Annotated in this window: 14 protein-coding genes; 9 read left to right on the top strand and 5 right to left on the bottom strand. The window is 71.4% G+C overall.

Annotation, left to right across the window (positions count from 1 at the left end):
• The first annotated feature begins 4 nt into the window (after positions 1–4).
• Positions 5–2782: a PQQ-dependent sugar dehydrogenase gene (locus OHA68_RS27945; RefSeq protein ID WP_327102919.1), complete on the top strand. Its 2778-nt coding sequence runs from the start codon at positions 5–7 to the stop codon at positions 2780–2782.
• A gap of 53 nt (positions 2783–2835) precedes the next feature.
• Entirely contained in the window at positions 2836–4905 is a 2070-nt protein-coding gene (locus OHA68_RS27940; RefSeq protein WP_327102918.1) for a ThuA domain-containing protein, read from the top strand.
• Between the two features lie 87 nt (positions 4906–4992).
• Here OHA68_RS27940 and OHA68_RS27935 read toward each other — a convergent pair whose 3' ends face one another.
• Together OHA68_RS27935 and OHA68_RS27930 are read right to left on the bottom strand one after the other, a co-directional pair.
• Positions 4993–6033: a zinc-binding alcohol dehydrogenase family protein gene (locus tag OHA68_RS27935; RefSeq protein ID WP_327102917.1), complete on the bottom strand. Its 1041-nt coding sequence runs from the start codon at positions 6031–6033 to the stop codon at positions 4993–4995.
• A 12-nt stretch (positions 6034–6045) separates the two neighbouring features.
• The gene (locus tag OHA68_RS27930; RefSeq protein WP_327102916.1) at positions 6046–7020 is read right to left on the bottom strand and encodes a zinc-binding dehydrogenase; all 975 of its coding nucleotides are present in this window, start codon (positions 7018–7020) and stop codon (positions 6046–6048) included.
• Between the two features lie 58 nt (positions 7021–7078).
• On the opposite strand from OHA68_RS27930, the gene OHA68_RS27925 reads away from it, so the two are divergent.
• Positions 7079–7411, top strand: coding sequence for an ArsR/SmtB family transcription factor (locus OHA68_RS27925; RefSeq protein WP_327102915.1), 333 nt, complete (start codon positions 7079–7081; stop codon positions 7409–7411).
• A gap of 104 nt (positions 7412–7515) precedes the next feature.
• Here the strand turns inward: OHA68_RS27925 and OHA68_RS27920 are convergent, their stop codons facing one another.
• Positions 7516–10332, bottom strand: a complete 2817-nt coding sequence (locus OHA68_RS27920) for an AbfB domain-containing protein (RefSeq protein ID WP_327102914.1) — start codon at positions 10330–10332, stop codon at positions 7516–7518.
• Between the two features lie 367 nt (positions 10333–10699).
• Between OHA68_RS27920 and OHA68_RS27915 the strand changes: the two genes are divergently transcribed.
• Positions 10700–11113, top strand: a complete 414-nt coding sequence (locus OHA68_RS27915) for a peptidase inhibitor family I36 protein (protein WP_327102913.1) — start codon at positions 10700–10702, stop codon at positions 11111–11113.
• Positions 11114–11368: 255 nt separating this feature from the next.
• Complete coding sequence (locus tag OHA68_RS27910) at positions 11369–12547, top strand: DUF2786 domain-containing protein (protein ID WP_327102912.1); 1179 nt, start codon at positions 11369–11371, stop codon at positions 12545–12547.
• A 214-nt stretch (positions 12548–12761) separates the two neighbouring features.
• Here the strand turns inward: OHA68_RS27910 and OHA68_RS27905 are convergent, their stop codons facing one another.
• A complete protein-coding gene (locus OHA68_RS27905) occupies positions 12762–13331 on the bottom strand; it encodes a hypothetical protein (protein WP_327102911.1) in 570 nt (189 codons plus the stop codon).
• Positions 13332–13472: 141 nt separating this feature from the next.
• Between OHA68_RS27905 and OHA68_RS27900 the strand changes: the two genes are divergently transcribed.
• Genes OHA68_RS27900 through OHA68_RS27885 form a run of 4 tightly spaced genes read left to right on the top strand, consistent with a single transcriptional unit; the run spans position 13473 to position 19821 of the window.
• On the top strand, positions 13473–13661 hold the full coding sequence (locus OHA68_RS27900; protein WP_125634764.1) for a DUF6229 family protein: 189 nt from the start codon (positions 13473–13475) through the stop codon (positions 13659–13661).
• 15 nt (positions 13662–13676) lie between these two features.
• Positions 13677–16613 carry a type 2 lanthipeptide synthetase LanM family protein gene (locus tag OHA68_RS27895; RefSeq protein ID WP_327102910.1) on the top strand — a complete coding sequence of 979 codons (2937 nt, stop codon included), beginning with the start codon at positions 13677–13679 and terminating at the stop codon, positions 16611–16613.
• The gene (locus OHA68_RS27890; protein ID WP_327102909.1) at positions 16610–18481 is read left to right on the top strand and encodes an ABC transporter ATP-binding protein; all 1872 of its coding nucleotides are present in this window, start codon (positions 16610–16612) and stop codon (positions 18479–18481) included. Before OHA68_RS27895 ends, OHA68_RS27890 begins: the two co-directional genes overlap by 4 nt.
• Positions 18478–19821, top strand: coding sequence for an FAD-binding oxidoreductase (locus tag OHA68_RS27885; RefSeq protein ID WP_327102908.1), 1344 nt, complete (start codon positions 18478–18480; stop codon positions 19819–19821). The genes OHA68_RS27890 and OHA68_RS27885 overlap by 4 nt, the downstream gene beginning before the upstream one ends.
• A 149-nt stretch (positions 19822–19970) precedes the next feature.
• On the opposite strand, the gene OHA68_RS27880 is transcribed toward OHA68_RS27885, so the two are convergent.
• Entirely contained in the window at positions 19971–20327 is a 357-nt protein-coding gene (locus OHA68_RS27880) for a hypothetical protein (protein ID WP_327102907.1), read from the bottom strand.
• Positions 20328–20352 lie beyond the last annotated feature (25 nt).

Below are 20352 nucleotides of genomic sequence, written 5' to 3'. Positions count from 1 at the left end.
ACGTATGCGAGTCGCCGCCGTGTTCACGCTGGTGGCGGCCTCGCTCACGGTGATCGCCGGCCCGGCGCAGGCTCACCCCATCAACGCGGCCGACTTCCAGCAGGTAACCCTCGCCAAGGGGGTCGCGGAGACGGGCGAGCCGATGTCGCTCGCGGTGCTCCCCGACCGGTCGGTGCTGCACACCGCCCGGGACGGCACGCTGCGGCGCACCGACGCGGCCGGCAACACCTCCGTCATCGCCACCCTTCCCGTGTACAACCACGACGAGGAGGGCCTGCAGGGCGTCGGCGTCGATCCGGGGTTCGCCTCGAACCGGCACATCTACCTCTACTACGCCCCTCCGCTGTCCACGCCGGCCGGCGACGCCCCTGCCACGGGCACGGACTGGACCGCGTGGCGGGGCGTCAACCGGCTGGCCAGGTTCACGCTCAACGCCGATCACACCGTGAACATGGCCAGTCAGGTGACCGTGCTCGACGTGCCCGCCGACCGGGGCATCTGCTGCCATGTCGGCGGTGACATCGACTTCGACGCGGCGGGCAACCTCTACCTGTCCACCGGGGACGACACCAACCCGTTCTCCTCCGCCGGTTACTCGCCCATCGACGAGCGCACGAACCAGAACCCGGCCTACGACGCGCAGCGCAGCGCGGCCAACACCAACGACCTGCGGGGCAAGATCCTCAGGATCAAGGTCAACGCCAACGGCACGTACGCGATCCCGTCCGGCAACCTCTTCGCGCCCGGAACCACGGGAACCCGCCCGGAGATCTACGCGATGGGCTTCCGCAACCCGTTCCGCCTGAGCGTGGACAAGGCCTCGGGCACCGTGTACGTCGGCGACTACGGTCCGGACGCCGGCTCGTCCAGCGCCAACCGGGGCCCGAGCGGCCAGGTGGAGTTCGACCGGATCACCGCGCCGGGCAACTACGGCTGGCCGTACTGCACGGGGACCAACACCACGGCGGAGACCTACAACGAGTGGAACTTCGCGACGAACGCCACCGGGGCCAAGTACAACTGCGCGGGCGGGCCGACGAACAACTCCTTCCGCAACACCGGCCTGACGACCCTTCCGGCGGCCAAGCCCGCCTGGATCCGGTACGGCGGGGACGCGGGCAGCCCGCCGGAGTTCGGCAGCGGCTCCGAGTCGCCGATGGGCGGCCCGGTCTACCGCTACGACGCCGCGAACCCGTCTACCACCAAGTTCCCGCAGAGCTTCGACGGGCACTTCTTCGCCGCCGAGTTCGGCCGGGGCTGGATCAAGCCGATCCACGTCGCCGCCGACGGCTCGCCCGGCGAGATCAGCACCTTCCCGTGGACCGGCAAACAGGTCATGGACCAGGCCTTCGGCCCGGACGGCTCCCTGTACGTCCTGGACTACGGCACCGGCTACTTCAACGGCGACGCGAACTCGGCCCTCTACCGGTTCGACTACATCGCGGGCGGCAACCGCGCTCCCGTCGCGGTCGCCAGCGCCACGCCGACCTCCGGTCAGGCGCCCCTGACGGTGGCGTTCTCCTCGGCGGGCACGAGCGATCCCGACGGCGACGCGATCACGTACGCGTGGACGTTCGGCGACGGCGGCACCTCGACGGCGGCCAACCCGACGCACACCTACACCACGAACGGCACCTACACGGCGACCCTGACCGTACGCGACGCCACGGGGGCCACGGGCAGCGCGAACGCGATGGTGGGCGTGGGCAACACCGCCCCCACCGTCACCGTGGCCAATCCCGCGAACGGGCAGCTGTTCGCCTTCGGCGACGTGGTCCCGTTCCAGATCTCGGCCTCCGACCCCGAGGACGGCGCGGCCGACTGCGCCCGCGCGAAGATGACCTACGTGCTCGGGCACGACAGCCATGGCCACCAGATCACCTCGCAGAACGGCTGCTCGGGGGCGATCTCCATCCCCGTGGACGGCGAGCACGACGAGGCCGCCAACATCTTCGCGGTCTTCGACGCCGAGTACGCCGACAGTGCCGGCCTCACCACCCACAAGCAGGTCATCCTCCAGCCCAAGCACCGGCAGGCCGAGCACTACAAGACGTCCTCCGGCGTCGCGCTGATCACCAAGTCCGGCGCGGAGGGCGGCAGGACCGTCGGTGACATCCACAACGGCGACTGGATCTCCTTCGACCCGTACAAGATCAGCAACGTGAAGTCGTTCTCCGCCCGCGTCTCCTCCGGCGGTCTGGGCGGCACGCTGCAGATCCGGGCGGGTTCCGCGACCGGCACGGTGCTCGGCTCGGCGACGGTGCCGGTGACCGGCGGGTGGGAGACCTTCGTCCAGGTGACCGGCGCGATCGCCGGCCCTCCTGCGGGGACCACCTCCCTCTACCTCACCTTCTCCGGCGGGACCGGCGGAGCGCTGTTCGACGTGGACGCCTTCACCCTCGTCACGGGCGGCCCGGTGGTGGGGCTGGCGGGCAAGTGTCTCGACGTGCGCGGCGGCGCGAGCGCCGACGGCACCCAGGTCCAGCTCTACACCTGCAACGCAAGCGCGGCACAGAACTGGACCCGCGACGGCAACACCCTGCGCGCCCTCGGCAAATGCCTGGACGTGGCAGGAGCCGCCACCGCCGACGGCACCAAGATCCAGCTCTACACCTGCAACGCAAGCGGCGCACAGAACTGGGCCCCACAGGCCAACGGAACCCTCCGCAACCCGAGCTCCGGCAAATGCCTGGACCTCAACGGCGGGAACTCCGCCGACAGCACACCCGCACACCTGTGGACCTGTCACAACGGCGCCAGCCAGAAATGGACCCTCACCTAGCGACTCTGGCGGGGACGCCTCAGGCGTCCCCGCTCCCCCTAAGGGAGCGTGACATGCGCAGAATTCTCCGCACAGCCGTCGTCGTCGCAGCAGTGCTCGGGGGCTCCATTCCCGCGAGCCCGGCAGTCGCCGCCGACACCCCCTTCGACGTGCTCGTCTTCTCCAAGACGGCGGGCTTCAGACACGACGCCATCCCGGCGGGCGTCCAGGCGATCCGCGACCTGGGCGCGGCGAACAGCTTCTCGGTCACCGCGACCGAGGACGCCGAGGCCTTCACCGCCTCCAACCTCGCCGGGTACGAGGCGGTGGTCTTCCTCAACACCACCGGAGACGTGCTCAACACCACCCAGCAGGGCGCCTTCGAGAGCTACATCCGCGCGGGCGGCGGCTTCACCGGGGTGCATGCCGCCTCCGACACCGAGTACGACTGGCCCTTCTACGGCGAGCTCGTCGGCGCCTACTTCGCCTCACACCCCGCCATCCAGCAGGCCGCCGTCAAGGTGGAGAACCGGGGGCACGCGGCCACCGCCGCGCTGCCGCAGACCTGGACCCGCACCGACGAGTGGTACAACTTCCGCACCAACCCGCGCGCCACGGCACGCGTGCTCGCCACCCTCGACGAGTCGTCGTACTCGGGCGGCAGCATGGGAGCCGACCATCCGCACATCTGGTGCAAGACCTACCAGGGCGGGCGCTCGTTCTACACCGGCGGCGGGCACACCGCGGCCTCCTACACCGACCCCGCCTTCCGCGGCCATCTTCTCGGTGGCATCCGGTACGCGGCCGGCCGCGCCAAGGCCGACTGCCGGCCGGAGTCCGGGTACACCTCCCTCTACAACGGCTCCACCTCCGGCTGGTCGCAGGCCGGGCCGGGCTCCTTCGGCAACGCCGACGCCACGCTGACCTCGACCGGCGGCCTCGGCCTGCTCTGGTACAGCGCGAAGCAGTTCTCGTCGTACTCGCTGAAGTTCGACTGGCGGATGGCGGGCGACGACAACTCCGGCGTGTTCGTCGGCTTCCCGCCGTCGAGCGATCCCTGGTCGGCCGTGGACAACGGCTACGAGATCCAGATCGACGCGACCGACACCCCCGACCGCACCACCGGCTCCGTCTACGGCTTCAAGGGGCCCGACGCCGCCGCCAGGGACGCGGCGCTGAACCCGCCGGGCGAGTGGAACGCCTACGAGATCCTCGTCGAGGGCGAACGGCTCCAGGTCTTCCTCAACGGGACGAAGATCAACGACTTCACCAACACCGACCCGGCGCGCGGCCTGGCCGGGCACGTCGGCATCCAGAACCACGGGGACGGCGACGAGGTGTCGTTCCGCAACATCAGGATCAAGGAGCAGGCCGCCACCGGCACGGTGCAGGCGGAATCGTACTCGGCGCAGAGCGGGGTGGCGCCGTTCACCAAGGAAGGGGCGCACAACGGGCAGACTCTCGGCCACATCGACCCCGGTGACTGGGCCGCCTACAACGGGCTCCCGCTGAACGGCGCGACCACGTTCCGGGCGCGCGTGGTCTCGGGCGGGCCGGGCGGCACGATCCAGGTCCGTACGGGATCGCCGACCGGCCCGGTCCTGGGCTCGGTGGCGGTGCCGAACACCGGAAGCTGGACGACCTTCGCGGACGTCTCGACGAGTCTGGCGAACGCCCCGGCCGGCACCGCCGATGTCTACCTGACGTTCACGGGGACCGGCTCCGGGCTGTTCGACGTCGACGACTTCACCTTCGCCAGGTCCTCGGGCTCCGGCCCGGTGGTGGGGCTGGCGGGCAAGTGTCTCGACGTGCGCGGCGGCGCGAGCGCCGACGGCACCCAGGTCCAGCTCTACACCTGCAACACCAGCGCGGCACAGAACTGGACCCGCGACGGCAACACCCTGCGCGCCCTCGGCAAATGCCTGGACGTAGCAGGAGCCGCCACCGCCGACGGCACCAAGATTCAGCTCTACACCTGCAACGGAAGCGGCGCACAGAACTGGGCCCCACAGGCCAACGGAACCCTCCGCAACCCGAGCTCCGGCAAATGCCTGGACCTCAACGGCGGAAACTCCGCCGACAGCACACCCGCACACCTGTGGACCTGTCACAACGGCGCCAGCCAGAAATGGACCCTCACCTAGGCCGTTTCCCGTCGTGCGGCTCGCCGGCCGGAGCCCCTTTTGCCGGGCCCCGGCGGCGTGCCGACACTCACCGAAGAGGCGCCTCTCCTACGCGGGCGAGAAACCGGTCAGGGTGATCTTGCCGACCGCCTTGCCGGATTCAAGGATGCGGTGGGCCTCGCGCAGGTTCTGCGCGTTGATCGTGCCGAGATCGGTCATGGCCGTGGTCGCGAGGATGCCGGCGTCCACCAGACGGGCGATCTGGTTCACGACATACCCCTGAACAGCCCGGTCCGGGGTCCGGTGCAGCGAGCGGGTGAACATGAACTCCCAGTGGAAGGAGATGCTCTTGGACTTCAGCAGCCCGATCTCGACGGGGCCGAAGTCGTCGATCGCAACGATCTGCCCCATGGGCTTGAGTACGTCCGCATAGACGACCATGTTCACGTCGGTACCGGCCGTGCTGAAGACGAAGTCCACACCGTCCGGCGCGACCGCTGTCACCTGAGGGGTCAGGGTCTTGTGGTGATCGACCACATGGTTCGCCCCCATGCGGCGGGCGAACCGGGCCGACTCCGGACGGGACGCGGTGCCGATCACCGTGAGGCTGGTCAGCGCTCGCGCCAGCTGGGCGGCCATCGCGCCCACGCCGCCCGCAGCGGCGGTGACGAGCAGGGTGCCGGAGTTCTTCAGGGCGCCGTTGTGCAGGCCGAGGCGCTCGAACAGAGCCTCCCAAGCCGTGAGCGAGGTCAGAGGAAGAGCCGCTGCCTCCGTGAAGGAGAGAGTCGTGGGCTTGCGGCCGACGACGCGCTCGTCCACGGCGTGAAAGCGGGCGTTGGTGCCGGGCCTGTCGATGGCGCCGGCGTAGAAGACCTCGTCACCCACCGTGAACGCCGTCACCGCGTCGCCGACGCCGACAACGACGCCGGCGGCGTCCCACCCCAGGACCTTGGGTTCGCCACCCGGATCGGTGTTCTGCCTCACCTTGTAGTCGACCGGGTTGACCGAGATCGCCTCGACCCGCACCAGCAGGTCGCGGGGGCCGGGCTGCGGCACCGGCAGCATGACGTCCACGAGACTCTCCGGATCGCCCACCGGCAGACTCCTGCGGTAGGCGACGGCAGGCATGGTGCTCGGGATCTCGGGCATTTCTCGTACTCCTCACTCGGCGCCCGGCGGGTGCACAGCGACGGCGATCTTGCCGCGCGAGCGCCGGCGGCCCTCGTCGGCCGAGCCGCCTTCCAACAGCGCGTGCGCCTGCGCGATGTCGGCCAGCGGCAGCACGGCGCCGATCACCGGCCGGAGGTCTCCCCGGTCGACCAGCCGACCGAGGGCTTCGAGCTTCGCCCGGCCGGGGCTGACGAAGACGAAGTGGTAGGTCGCGTTCACGCGCCACGCCGCGAGCAGATTCTGAGGTTCGGGGATGTCCACGATGGACACCACGCGGCCCCGGTCGGCGAGGACCTCCGGGCTGCGGGTGAGGGTGTCCCCGCCCACCGTGTCCAGCACGACGTCCACCCCGCCCAGCGCGCGGACCTGCAGCACGTAGTCACCGGTCGAGAAGTCGATCGCGGTGTCGGCGCCCAGCCGGGTGACGAACTCGTGATCCTTGGTCCGCGCGGTGGTCACCACCTCGGCTCCCAGTGCGCGGGCGACCTGGACGGCGACCGAGCCGACCCCACCCGCTCCACCGTGCACCAGGACCCGCTCCCCGGCCCGCACCCCGGCGCGTTCGACCAGGGCTTCCCACACCGTCACGCCCACCAGCGCGAGACCGGCAGCCTCGACATGCGACAGCTGTGCGGGCTTGCGGGCCACCAGAGCCTGGTCGACCACGTGGAACTCGGCATAGGTCCCCTGCCCGGCGAACATCGGCGCCAGGTACCAGACTTCGTCGCCCGGCTGGAAGTCGTCCGCCCCGGGGCCGGTCCCGACCACCACGCCGGACACGTCGTTGCCGATCACCGCGGGCAGCGCCACCTGGTCGCGGTAGTCGCCGCGCCGGGTCTGCAGATCGAGGGGGTTCACGGACGTGGCCATCACACGCACCAGCACCTGGCCCTGCCCCGGAGTGGGCCTTGGCAACTCCCGGGCGGCGAACGCGGTGTCCGGGCCACCGAAGCGGACGAGTTCCATGACACGCATCGAAGGAGCCATGCAACCACCGTAAATTGATATATTTCAAATCGTCAATGTGAGCCTGCGCTACGATCGGCAGGTGACCTCGGAGGCGGAGTTACTGGATGTGTTCCGTGCCCTGTCCAACCCGGCCCGCCGCCAGATGCTGGTGTGGCTCAAGGAGCGGATGAGTTTCCCCGGCCAGGAGCCCGACAATGCCGAGATCGGCGTCTGTGTGACCGACATCCAGCAGCGTGCGGGCCTGAGCCAGCCGACCACCTCGCAGTACCTCGCGATGCTGCGGCAAGCAGGGCTGGTGATCGCCACCCGGCGGGGCAAGTGGACCTACTACCGCCGCGACGAGGAGAACATCGCCCGCCTCCTGGGAACCCTTCGCGACGTCCTCTAGCCCCGTGCTGATCCGCCGGGGGAACGCCGGAGGCGCCGCGACGCGGGAGTGATCGAGAGCCGCTCGTCCTGACCGGCTCTCGACCGCTGCCGCGCTTCATCGCGTCATGGCGTCCAGGGCGTGGTCAGGTTCCAGGTGCTGTCCGCCGTGAGCATCTGGGGACGGTTCCACGTGCCCCCGGTGCCGTTGGCCGACCACACCTGGCTGTCGTAGTGCCGCAGGTAGGAGCCGGGGAAGTTGATCGATTCCAGGGTGACGCCGCCGCCCTGCAGGCCGGGCCGGGCGCACCACGTCGCGTCCTGGGCGAACAGCGTGCTCTGGTCGTTCGGGTCCATGCGGACGCGTGAGGAGGCGTGGCGGAGGTATCTTCCCGGGAAGTTGACCGACTCGAAGCTGTAGCAGCCGGAGTCCGCCAGGCCGCGGCGGACGGTCCAGGTGGCGTCGTTCTTCAGCAGCGCGGCGCTGCCCGCGTCGACGACCTCCGTGGCGGCCAGGCTGTTGGCGTGCCGCAGATACCGGTTGGTGAAGCCCCAGGTCTGCACCTGCAGCGACCGGCGGACGTCCACAGGCAGGACGACACCGCTGCGCCACAACGCGGCGCCGCTCACGTCCCAGGTGGCGTCGGCGTCGAAGGTGGCGCCGCCGTCGAACGGGTTGGCGCCGCTGGGCCGGGCCAGGTAGACGTTGTCGGAGTGGTGCCGCAGGAAGGCGCCGGGGAAGTTGGACGACTCGAACGACGTGCCGCTCCCCGACCGTCCGGGACGGGCGCACCAGGTGGCGTCCGCCGCGAACGGGCCGCCGGTGTCGGCGTCGAGGCGCACCACCGAGTTGGCATGGCGCAGGTAACGGCCCGGCAGGTTGACCGACTCGAACGAGTAGCAGCGCGGGTCCGCCAGCCCGGGCACCGTGCGGAACGACGCGTCCTGACGGGCGGGGTCCGGGCTCGCCGTGCCGATCACGTCCGTACGGGCGACGGAGTTCGCGTGGCGCAGGTACCGGTCGGCGAAGCCGGAGGTCGTCGAGCGGAACGACCGGACGTGGCCGGGCGTCAGGTTCGGCGCCGCGTTCTGGTTCCTGGCCGTGGCCAGCAAGCTCTGATGCGCGGCGCGCACCAGGTTCGTGTCGACCTTCTGCACCTGGCGGTCGTAGGTCATGAGGCCGTTGTACTCACCCTCCAGGTCGGTGATCTCGGTGTACACCGACCCGCTCAGGCCCTTCGTGGCGACCAGTTGCCGCAGATCACGCACCATGCCGGTGTAGCGGTCGTTGAGCTGGGCGGCGCTGGCCTGCTGTTCGTAGGCGAAGAAGCCGCCGTGCGGGCTGTACTCGTGACCCGGCGTCCGCAGGCCGAGCCCGCCGAACTCGCCCAGGATCGAGATCCGGGTCGCGGACGGCGACGGCGCGTCGGGACCCGGGTACATGTGCCAGTCGGTCATGTCGCCGTTGCCCGGGTCGCCCAGGGAGTCGCAGCAGTTGAAGCCGCTGTGCCCGTTGACCAGCCGGGTCGGGTCCTGGCTCTTGATGTTCTGGATGACGCGGCGGGTGTCGGTGAGGTTCCACTCGCCCCACCCCTCGTTGAACGGGACGTAGGCCACGACCGCCGGTGAGCTGCGGTGCTCGTCCACGATCTCCCGCGCCTCGGCCTCGAACTGCTGGGCGTGGGCGGCTGAGATCTGGCGGCTGCCGGCCTGCATCGAGGGGATGTCCTGCCACACGAGCAGGCCGAGCCGGTCGGCGTGGTAGTACCACCGCTGCGGCTCCACCTTGATGTGCTTGCGCACCATGTTGAAGCCGAGCTCCTTGTGCTTCTGCAGGTCGAAGGCGAGCGCGGCGTCGGTGGGCGCGGTGTAGAGGCCGTCCGGCCAGTAGCCCTGGTCGAGGGTGCCGAGGTGGTAGACGAACTCGCCGTTGAGCGTCGGCCGCAGCACTCCGTTGACGACGCGGGTGCCGACCTCGCGCATGCCGAAGTAGTGCGTGGTCCGGTCGGCCGTCTGGCCGGAGCCGTCGCGCAGCGAGACGCGCAGGTTGTACAGGAACGGGTCGTCCGGGGTCCAGCGGCGGGCGTTCGGCACCGGCACGCTGAAGTCGGTGAACCCGCCGGTCGCGCTGCCGACGACGGTCGTGCCGTTCATCGCTTCGGCCAGGACGGAGTGGCCGCTGACGTTGCCCCGGGTGAAGACGCGTACCCGCAGGGTGTTGTCGCTCAGGTTCGGGTAGAGGTCGACGCTGGAGATCGAGGACGTGGGCGTCGGCTCCAGCCACACCGTCTGCCAGATCCCGGACACGGGGGTGTAGAAGATGGCCGACGGGTTGCGGGTCTGCTTGCCGATGGCCTGGTGGCTGCCGTTGTGGCCGGAGTCGCTGGGGTCGTAGACCTTGACGACCAGCTCGTTGGTGCCGCCGTTGAGCGCGTCGGTGACGTCGTACTCGAAGCGGTCGTACCCGCCGCGGTGGGTGCCCATCAGGCGGCCGTTGACGTACACCGCCGCCTCCCAGTCGACGGCGCCGAAGTGCAGTTGCAGGCGGCGGCCGGCCCAGCTCTGGGGCACGGTGAACGTCCGGCGGTAGAAGAGGTAGTAGCGGTTGTCGTTGATGGGGCGCATGACGCCCGACAGCGCCGACTCGACGGCGAACGGCACGTTGACGCGTTCCGGCAACGTGACGCCGAACTGCGGCGCGTCGTTCGTCGCCGACTGCCGCAGCTGCCATTCGCCGTTGAGGTTCAGCCAGTCGGGGCGGGTCATCTGGGGCCGGGGGTAGTCGGGGAGGGGAGTTCCGTCGAGTGCCTGGCTCGTCCACGGCGTCGACAGGGGCGGGGTCTTCGCCGGTGCCGCGTGCGCGGGCGGCGCGACGAACAACGCCGAGACGAGGATGGTCACGAGCAGTAATGCTGCGGCGCGGATCGGATTGAGTGTCTGCATGGACCTCTCCGGTGGGGGGTGCGAGCGCATGGCCGAGACGCCGATCGCGTCAGGTGACGACCAGCCGGGCAGGAAGGAGAGCCGGGGTCCCGTTCACGTGAACAGGACAACTGAAGATGATCAAAGATTGATACGATTACGTAACAAGACGGTAACAATGCCGTCGCATGCCGATCACATTTCGCACTAGAACGATCAAAAAAGGTCCTATAGCGATCTGTAGCGGTCAGGAAGGGTTACGCCCACGTCGGCAGATGAGTGCCGCCCACGTCCCGCGACAACGGTCTGGCGCAAGTCGATCTCGCTGGGTAGGTTCGGATGGAAAGAAATTTTCATCCATGGAGGTTAAGTGGGCAAGAAGTTTCGCATGCTGGCATTACCGATCGCCGCCGCCGCCCTGACCGCCCTGGCGACTCCCGCCCAGGCGGCCGAGGGGTACGACCGCTGCCAGGAGGGCCACTACTGCCTGTTCTCCGGCCTCGACGGCACCGGGGACATCGTCCAGCTCACGGGCAGCACGGCGAGCCTGGCGGCCCTGGGGATGGGTGATCGCGCCAAGTCCGACTGGAACCGCACCGACACGCTCATCCACCTCTACTCCGAGCCCGACTACGGCGGCTGCACGGCCGTCACGAGCCCGCGCGGCAAGGGCAACTTCTACATCGACTTCCGCGACTTCTTCGACTCCGTCCGCTTCGGCGGCCCGAACGGCCCCTCCTGCTCGACCTGGGGGGACGACGTGACCGTCAAACGCGCAGGGGTCACCGACTCGCACGGCTGACCACGCGACACCTCCCGGCGCCGGCCGGTCGCCACGGCAGGCCGGCCGGCGCCGGAGAAGGCTCCTCCCCGCGCGCCCGTCGATGCTCCCTTTTCAGCAGCGCCACGCGCAGACCTCCGCGTCCGCCGCCGGGACGGTGTCACTGGGCGGCGTGCCGGGTGGAGAACAATGAGTGACCCTCCCGTTCCCCACGCAGCGAAGGAGGCTCCGTCACGGTAAGGTTCTGGCGGACTTTCCTCGAGGTGGACGGCGCGTGTGAGCAAGGCTGATGAGCTGGTCGGCGCGGCGCTGGAGGCGCTTGCCCGCGAGGACGAGGCGGCTTTCGACTCCGCCGCCGCCTTCCTGGCAGACCGGGACGACGCCGAGCGCGTGCTGGTCGAGGTCGTGACCCGGGCGATCTCGGGGTTGTGGCGCAACGGCTGGCAGCCCGCCGACGTGGTCAGGATCGCGGCCAGACGGCTGACCGACTGGCACGGGCGGGCGGCGGCCGACCTCATCGCCTGGGAGATGCGGGCCTACGCGCCGGCCACGGTGGATGAGCGCTGGCGCGACCAGCTCGCCGGCCTGGAGGCCGCGGTGTGGTGGCAGGGCGGCTACCTGGCGGCGCGGCAGGCGCGCGACGGGGCCGGCCGGCTGGTGACCGTCTCCGGGGTGCTGCACCTGCTGGGGGTGCTGACCGGGCTGCCGCGGCTGGAGTCGTTGAGCCCGCCGCCCGGGGCCGCTCGCCGTACGGTCCAGGCACGCCCGCACGCGGTCAGCGAGAAGACGCTCGTACGGGTGCGGGGGCTGCTCGCCAAGGCGGAGTCGACGTCGTACGAGGCGGAGGCGGAGACGTTCATGTCGGCGGCGCAGAGCTTGATGGCGAAGTACAGCATCGACGCGGCGATGCTGGACGCGCGGCCAGGCGGAGGCGAGGACCCGGCGGGCATCCGGGTCGGCATCGACGCGCCGTACGAGCAGCCCAAGGCCGTGCTGCTCAACCTCATCGCCGAGGCCAACCGGTGCCGGGTGATCTGGTCGAAGGAGCTGGGGTTCGCCACCGTGCTGGGGTTCCGGGCGGACCTGTCCTGGGTGGAGATGCTGTTCACCTCGCTGCTGGTGCAGGCGCAGACCGCGCTGGTGAACTCGGGCACCAAGAAGCACGGCACCGGCCGGTCGAGGAACAAGACGTTCCGCCAGTCGTTCCTGTCGGCGTTCGCCTCCAGGATCGGGGAGCGGCTCGCCGAGGCCACGGCGGCCACGGTCGCGCAGGAGAGCGCCGGCCGGGGCACCGACCTGGTGCCGGTGCTGGCGGCCCGCGAACAGGAGGTGGAGCAGGCGGTCGAGCGCCTGTTCCCGAACCTGGTCTCGCACGCGGTCCGCACGTCCTGGGACCGGGAGGGCTGGGCGGCCGGCCGTACCGCCGCCGACCAGGCCGGCCTCGAGGCGCGATAGCGCGCTGGGAGGTCGGCGGGTTTCCGGCATTGGTCGACAGCTGATCGACAGCTGATTCCCGCGCGGCGGCATGGCCCCGAACGAGGGCGCCACCTGCTCGAACCGGGCCGCTCGCTACTGGTCCGCCCCTTCGCGGATCACCCGCCGATCGAAGGGCCGGGTCGTGCTGATCGGCGACGCCGCGTGGTGCGCGAGCCTCTACTCCGGCAGGGGGTCAGATGGCCAGACCGTCCTCTCTCAACCGGACCGCGAGCTCCAGCTTCGTGTACGCCGGACGCCCCGCCTTCCGGTACTTCTCCTTGACACGTTCCAGGTAGTTCTTGGCGGTTCCCGGCCGCACCCCGGCGCTGCGAGCCGCCGCGGCGAGCGTCATGCCGGAGGCGTAGGCGAGCAGCACCGCGTGCTCCTGAGGGGACAGGACGGGACGGACGCACTCCCGCCGGGGCGAACGGGCCGTCTCGTCCGTGGCCAGCTCCCTGACCTTGGCCAGCAGGGTCTCCAGCTTGTGGTCCTTGGTGAGGTATCCGCCGGCCCCCGCCTCGATCATCCGCCCGGCCAGGTCGCCGCTGGGCACCGCGGTGACCACGAGCACCCGCCGCCGCCCCAGGACCAGCGCGCACACGTTCTCGACCGGGTCGGAGCCGTCGGCGAGCCGCGCCTCCAGCAGCACCACGTCGGCCGGGGACGGCTCGGTCCTGAGCAGCTCGGCGACGGAGACGGCCCATCCGGTCAGCCGTACGTCGGGAACGCCCGCCAGCCAGGCGGTCAGCCCGTCGATGAGCATCCGATCATCATCTACCGCAGAAACGGTGATCACGTCTGTCTATCTCATATCGCCCACCTGTCGTCAAGTGCGCAGTTATGAGGCCTATCAGGCGTTGGACCGACCACAGATCATGGGGCCAGATTCGAGAAGGGAGCGAACATGACCGTCACCCTCGAAAGGGCCGAGGAGATCATCGCCGCCTGGAGGGCGGGCGACGACCCGGACAGCCCGGCAGGCCCGCTGATGCCCGGTATGTACGTCGAGTCGGAGATCACCATGACCGGGCCGGGCGGCTCCGGCAGATGCGGGACCGCCTGCTCGGGCTCCAGAACCTATCAGTGCTGCTGAGCAGGGGCGGAGCGCATGGCCGGTGAGTTCGATCCGCCGCTGGACCCGCTGATCGGACCCGCTCTGACCGACCTCGGGGCCCGGCTGCGCGCACTCACCGGTCTTGCCCCGAACGAGCGCGCCGCCGTTCTGGCAGGCGCCACGCTGTCCGTCGACGAGGAGGTCCGCCGCAAGATCACCAGGGTGCTGGTGCTGGAGGTGAACGCCGCCCGCCTGTCCGGGCGCCTGACCGCCGCCGACCCCGCCGCGCGCTGGCGGGAGTGGCAGCGAAGCATGGCGCGACCGGAATCCTGGAACGACCTGGCGGCGCTCTACCCCGGCATGATGCCGAGGCTCACGACGATCATCCGCAATCGATGCGCCGCCGCCTTCCGCCTGGCCGAACGCTTCGCCGCGGACCGCGCGCTGCTGGCCTGCCTGCCAGGAGCGCCGTCGGGCGAGCTCGACCGCGTCGAGTTCGGCGCCGGCGACAGCCACCGGGGCGGGCAGACGGTCGCCGTGCTGCACGGCGCGGACGGACGGGTGATCTACAAGCCGCGCTCGCTGGCGGTGGACGCGGCACTCGCCGACCTGCTCACGCACCTCGGCGTCTCGACCATGCGGGTGCCCGCCGTCGTGACGAGGCAGGGGTACGGCTGGGCCGAGCACATCGAGCACCGCCACTGCGCCGACGCCGGGGAGCTGGGCGCGTTCTACCGTGGCATGGGCCACTGGCTGGCGCTCATGCGCCTGCTCGGCGGCAACGACCTGCACGCCGAGAACCTCATCGCCGCCGGACCGCACCCCGTGGTCGTCGACTGCGAGAGCCTGTTCGCCCCGCACGCCAAGGCGCGCTCCTCAGGGTACGGCCAAGCCTTCGACCTGGCGGTGGACCTGGTGAACGACTCGGTGATGGGCACCGGGCTGCTTCCGGGACGAGGGGTGGCCCTGGGCTGGCGAGGCGTGGACATGTCGGCGGCGGGCGCGCTGCCCGGCCAGCAGCCGCGGATCGAGCTGCCGGTGGTCCTCGACGCGGGCACCGACAGCCCCAGGATGGGCACCGAGCGGGTGACCCTGCCGCCGGCGGCCAACCATCCCAGCCCGGAGCCGGTGCTCGGCCGGTACTGGAACCTGATTATCGCCGGCCTCGACGAGCTCGACGACCGCCTGACCGAGCTGGACCGGTCGGGCAAGCTGGAGCCGCTGCTGACGCCCTTCGCCGACTGCCCGGTCCGCGCGGTGCTGCGCGCCACCGAGGCGTACGCCGAGCTGGCGCGCATGCTGTGGCATCCGGCCGCGCTGCGCGACGAGGCGGACGCCCGCGCGAAGGCCGCCCGGCTGCTGGCGAAGATGTCGGAGAACGTCCCCGGGGCTCCCGGCGACGCCGCGATCATCGCCGCCGAGGTGGACGAGCTGTGCCACGGTGACATCCCGATGTTCGACACCACGCCGCGCGTCGGCATGCTCCGCGGCCCCGCCGACACCAGGTGCGGCCCGGAGAGCGATCTGATCGCCGACGCGGTGGCCCGCTGGCGCGAGCGCGACCACGGCCTGGACCGCGCGGTGGCTCAGGCGGCCCTGGTCAGCGCCTACCTCAACGAGGGCTGGATGCCGGACCTCGAACGGCTCCCGCCCGGCCTCGTCCGTACCGAGCGGCTGGAGCCCAGGCGGCGCGCGGCGGCGGCCGGCATCCTCCGCGACGTCCTGGACAGCGCCGTGCGCGGCGCGGACGGCACGGTCACGTGGATCACACCCGTGCTCGACCTCACCGGCTGGGCCGTGCAGCCGCTGTCGCTCGACCTGTACGGCGGCGCCCACGGCCTGGCGGTCCTGCTGAGCGCCTACCTCCGGGAGGCCGCGGCCGGCAGGGCCGAGCCGATCGACGGACTGGACGGGCTCCTGGAAGCGGTCCTGCGCACGATCCGCGCCATGGAGGACCGCGACGCCGCCAGGCGGCGGGAAGGGATGCGCCTGCGGCCGGACCCTCCCGGCGCCTATCTCGGGATCGGCTCGCAGGTGTGGGGCTGGCTGCTGCTGCGCTCCCTGGGCGTCGCCGGGGAGGAGGCGCTTCAGCGCGCCCGCGCGCTGGCCGGACTGCTGCCGGAGTCGATCGAGGCCGACGACAGTTACGACCTGCTGTCCGGGATGGCGGGGGCGATCGTTCCGCTCCTCCTGCTGGGGCGGGAGACCGGGGAGGCGCGCTGGCCCCGGCTGGCCCGGACGATCGGGGAGCGGCTCGCGGGGCCGGCGGAGCGCCGCTCCGGCGGGGTGTGCTGGCCGAGCGTCCGGTTCCCGCAGGGGCTCGGCGGGCTGGCCCACGGCGCGAGCGGCATCGGCTGGGCCCTGGCGCGCCTCGCCGACTCCCTCGACACCCCCGGCACCCCCGGCGCCCCCAACTCCCCCGGCACCCCCGACTCCCCCGACTCCCCCAACTCCCTCAACTCCCTCAACTCTCCCAAATACCCGGATGATCATGCAGGCGCGAGGGAGCTGGCCGAGGCCGCCTTCGCCTACGAGGACACCCTCTACGACGCCGAGCAGCGCGGCTGGCTGGATCTGCGCAACGACGGCTTCGCCGCCAAGGCGTGGTGCCACGGCGCGGGCGGGATCGGGCTGGTCGCCGCCGACCGGCTGGCCCGCGAGGGCGGCGCCTTGTGGCGCGACCGGCTGGCGCGCGCCGCCGCCTCCTGCTGGGCCGACGGGATCGGCTGGAACCACACGCTCTGCCACGGCGATCTCGGCTGCTGGGAGACGATCGAGCGGGCCCGGGCCGCCGGCGTCGCACCGGTCGAGCGGGACCGGCTGGCCGCCGTCATCCTGGGCAGCCTGGAGACCAACGGCCCGGTCAGCGGCCTGGCCAGAGACGCCTTCGCGCCGGGCCTGCTGCCCGGCCTGGGCGGCGCGGCCTACCAGTTGCTCCGCATGCACCCCGAGTGCGCACTGCCGTCCGTGCTGCTGCCGGACCTGGCGTGAGCCGCGCGGACGAGGAGGTGGACGAGGAACTCGTCACCCCCTACTGGCACCTCGACCGGCCGGACGGATCCCGGCGCACGCCACGGCAACTGCTGGCGGTCACCGGGCCGGTGCTGCGGCTCATCTGGCGGTCCGGGCGCCGGTCCGCGATCGCCATCCTCGTCCTGCAGCTCGCCGCGGGCGCCGCGATGGCCGGCGGGCTGCTGACGAGTGTGGCCGTACTGGACGAGTTGCTCGCGGCGGGCGCGGCGCCCGACCGGCTCGTGGCGGCGGCCCCCGGCCTGGCGCTGGTCGCCGCGATCCTGGCGCTGCGCGGGGCGGCCGAGGCGGCGGTGGAGCTGGCCAGGGCGCGGCTGGAGCCGGCGCTGCGCCGGGCCGCCGAGGAACGGCTGTTCGCCGCCGCCCTGGACGTGCGGCTCGCCGACTTCGACGACGCCGACTTCTACGACGGCCTGCACCGGGCCCGCGACCGCGGGCTGTTCCACCTCGACCGCGCGGTCGGCAACACGATCGACCTGCTCGGCGCCGTCTGCGGCGTGACGGCCGCGGTGGCCGGGCTGGCCGTCCTGCACCCTCTGCTGGTGCCGCTGCTCGTGGCCGGCATGATCCCGGAGGCCTGGGCGGTGCTGACGGTCGCACGGCGCGGGTACGCCGGCATGCGGAGCATGGTCACGCTGGACCGCCGGGTACAGATGCTCGCCGAGCTGTCCACCGAGCGGGAGGCGGCGGCCGAGCTGCGCGCCTGCCAGGCCGAGCCGTACGTGCTGGCCGAGTACCGCCAGGTGGCGGACGTGCTGCAGAAGAGGGAGACCCAGGTCGGGGTGTCCATGGCGCGGGGCAGGACCGCGGGCCGCGCGCTGGCCGGCCTCGCCCTGGCCGGGGTGCTGGCCGTACTCGGGCTGATGCTGCACGCGGGCTGGATCGCGCCGGCCGGGGCGGGCGCCGCGGTGATCGCGGTCAGGGTGGCCGCCGCCGCGCTGCGGCAGCTCACCCAGGCCGCCAACCAGCTGTTCGAGCAGTCCCTGTACGTGGCCGACTACCATGACTTCCTCGCCGACGCCGACGCCAGGAAACCACCGGCGGCCGGCGTACCGGCCCCGCGCTCCCCCGGCCGCGTCACCCTGCACGGCGTGGGCTTCGTCTACCCCGGCCGGCAGGCCCCCGCGCTGTGCGACATCGACCTGACCATCGGCGCCGGGCAGACGATCGCGCTGGTCGGCGAGAACGGGTCGGGCAAGACCACCCTGGCCAGGCTTCTGGCCGGGCTCTACCGGCCCACCAGCGGGACCATGCGATGGGACGGGACCGACACCGCCCTGCTGGACCCGCGTACCCTGGCCGACCGGGTCGTCCTGGTCCCGCAGCACCCGGTCCGCTGGCCGCACGACGCCCGGACCAACGTCCGCATCGGCCGCCACGACCGCCCGGACCCGGGAGACCACGCCCTGCGTGAGGCCGCCTCGCTCGCCGCGGCCGGCGACGTCGTCACGGGCCTGCCCGCGGGATGGCAGACCCTGCTGTCCAAACACTTCAAGGGCGGTCACGAGCTGTCGGCGGGCCAGTGGCAACGCCTGGCCGTGGCCCGTGGGCTGTTCCGGGACGGCGCCCTGCTGATCTGGGACGAGCCGACCGCACCGCTGGACGCCAAGGCGGAGTACACCGTCTACGAGACCCTCCGCGCGCTCGCCGGCGAACGGACCGTCCTGCTCATCACGCATCGGCTGACCAGCGTGCGCCACGCCGATCGCATCTACCTGCTGCACCAGGGGCGCGTGGCCGAGGAGGGCACCCACGAGGAGCTGCTGGCGCTGCGGGGACACTACGCCGAGCTGTACGCGTTGCAGACCGGAAAGCCCGCGCGCCGATGACCGGCCCGCGCCTGATCCGTCCGGGCGAGCCCGGCTACCAGGCCAGGCGCAAGCCCTTCCTCGGCACGCTCACCGAGAAGCTGCCCGCCGCCGTGGCCTGCTGCGCCTCCGAGGCGGACGTGGTGAGCGTCCTTGAGCTCGTCCGCGCCCGCGGCATGCCGTTCGCCCTGCGCGGCGGTGGGCACAGTTTCGCCGAGCACTCCGCCACGACCGGCCTGCTCGTCGATCTCAGCGCGGCGGACGAGATCGAGGTCGGCGCGGAGAGTGTGCGGGTGGGCCCCGGCGTGCGGATCGGCGAGCTGGCCCGGCGCCTGGCCGAGCACGGGCGCATGGTGCCCTGCGGCTGGTGCCCGACGGTCGGCGTCACCGGAGCGGTCCTGGGCGGCGGATACGGAGTGTTCAGCCGCCTGCACGGGCTCGGCGCCGACCACCTGCTCGCGGCGCGGGTGATCCTGGCCGACGGGTCGCGCGTCGAGGCAGGCGACGATCTGCTGTGGGCGCTGCGCGGGGCCGGTGGCGGCAACTTCGGCGTGGTCACCCGGATGACGTTGCGTACCCGCCCCATCGTGCCGGTCACCGCCGTGCAGGCCGGCTGTGACTTCGAGCGGGCCGCCGACCTCATCGACGCCTGGCAGCGGTGGGCGCCCGAGGCGCCGGACGAGGTCAACCTGGAGATCGCCGTCATCTCCAGCGACGAGCCGGCCGAACCGCCTGAGGTCGTCCTCTTCGGCGTCGTCGCCGGTACCGAGGAGCAGGCCGCGAAGTTCTGCGGCGCTCTCGCGCCGCTGAGCCGCCTGCGGCTCACCCGGCTGGAGGGCGCGGCGGCCGCCTGCCACCACGCCTACGCCGACGGCGGGCAGGGCCCCGTCACGGAGCTGCCGTACGGCGAGCGTCCCGGGCTGCGCCTGAACAAGTCGGGGTTCTTCGACGGCCTCCTGCCGCGCACCGTCATCGAGGACCTGCTGGACCGGCTGGTCGCCGACCGGGTGCGCGGCGAGATCCGGGACCTGGAGTTCGTGCCGTGGGCGGGCGCCATCGGCCGCCCCGCCCCCGACGCGACCGCGTTCGTCCACCGCGCCCCGCGATTCCTGCTCAAGCAGGCCGTCCAGGTCGGCTTCCGCGCCAACGACGAGCGGCGGCGGGAGGCGCACGCGTGGTTGCGCGCGTCATGGGAACGGGTGTGGCCGTGGTCGTCCGGCGGGGTGTACCCCAACTACCCGGACGCCGACCTGGAGGACTGGGCGCGGGCCTACTATGGCGGCAACCTCCCGCGCCTGCGCGAGCTCAAGGCCGCCTATGACCCCACCGGCCTGTTCGACTTCGCCCAGTCGCTGCGCTGAGGACCGTCTGGAAACGGCGAGCTGCTCGTCTAGCCCGCGACGAACCGCCAGCCTTCGGAGATGGTCGGGGCATTGGTGGTCCCCCGTTGCGTGCCCTGGTCGTGGCATCGCGTGATCTTGTTCGGGATCGCCGGCCAGGCCCGTACCGTTTACACGTCGTAGACCACGTCGAACGCGTGGACCCCGTACTGTCCGGTCACCCGGGTGTGCGGGGCGACGACCAGGCCGGCGTTCACACCGATGGCCGTGGTCCGTTCCTGCACGATCTGTACGCTGACGCTGGCCTGAAGGGTTTTGGCCAGTTCCCCGGCCGTGCCCACCGTGGACGTGATCTGGACCCGCCAGGTCCTCGACTGCGCCGAGGTGAAGGTCGCGTTGATCGGTGTGTCGAGGGTGTTGTCGATGACCCGGGCGTCACTGACGTTGAACGCCGACGCGGCGGAGACCGCAGTATAGCGATATCCCTCGTAAATGGGTGCGCGGCCGACGAATACTGTACGCCACACGATGTCAGAGTAATTGGGGCACGGA

It is taken from the genome of Nonomuraea glycinis (assembly GCF_035920485.1).
Taxonomy (GTDB): Bacteria; Actinomycetota; Actinomycetes; order Streptosporangiales; family Streptosporangiaceae; genus Nonomuraea; species Nonomuraea glycinis.
This window is presented reverse-complemented; position numbering and strand designations above follow the sequence as displayed.

What these genes read in the sequence shown, in the direction of transcription:
- OHA68_RS27945 (WP_327102919.1), top strand. Translation starts at nt 5, where the DNA reads ATGCGAGTCGCCGCCGTGTTCACGCTGGTGGCGGCCTCGCTCACGGTG.
- OHA68_RS27940 (WP_327102918.1), top strand. Translation starts at nt 2,836, where the DNA reads ATGCGCAGAATTCTCCGCACAGCCGTCGTCGTCGCAGCAGTGCTCGGG.
- OHA68_RS27935 (WP_327102917.1), bottom strand. Translation starts at nt 6,033, where the DNA reads ATGCCCGAGATCCCGAGCACCATGCCTGCCGTCGCCTACCGCAGGAGT.
- OHA68_RS27930 (WP_327102916.1), bottom strand. Translation starts at nt 7,020, where the DNA reads ATGGAACTCGTCCGCTTCGGTGGCCCGGACACCGCGTTCGCCGCCCGG.
- OHA68_RS27920 (WP_327102914.1), bottom strand. Translation starts at nt 10,332, where the DNA reads ATGCAGACACTCAATCCGATCCGCGCCGCAGCATTACTGCTCGTGACC.
- OHA68_RS27915 (WP_327102913.1), top strand. Translation starts at nt 10,700, where the DNA reads ATGCTGGCATTACCGATCGCCGCCGCCGCCCTGACCGCCCTGGCGACT.
- OHA68_RS27905 (WP_327102911.1), bottom strand. Translation starts at nt 13,331, where the DNA reads ATGCTCATCGACGGGCTGACCGCCTGGCTGGCGGGCGTTCCCGACGTA.
- OHA68_RS27900 (WP_125634764.1), top strand. Translation starts at nt 13,473, where the DNA reads ATGACCGTCACCCTCGAAAGGGCCGAGGAGATCATCGCCGCCTGGAGG.
- OHA68_RS27895 (WP_327102910.1), top strand. Translation starts at nt 13,677, where the DNA reads ATGGCCGGTGAGTTCGATCCGCCGCTGGACCCGCTGATCGGACCCGCT.
- OHA68_RS27885 (WP_327102908.1), top strand. Translation starts at nt 18,478, where the DNA reads ATGACCGGCCCGCGCCTGATCCGTCCGGGCGAGCCCGGCTACCAGGCC.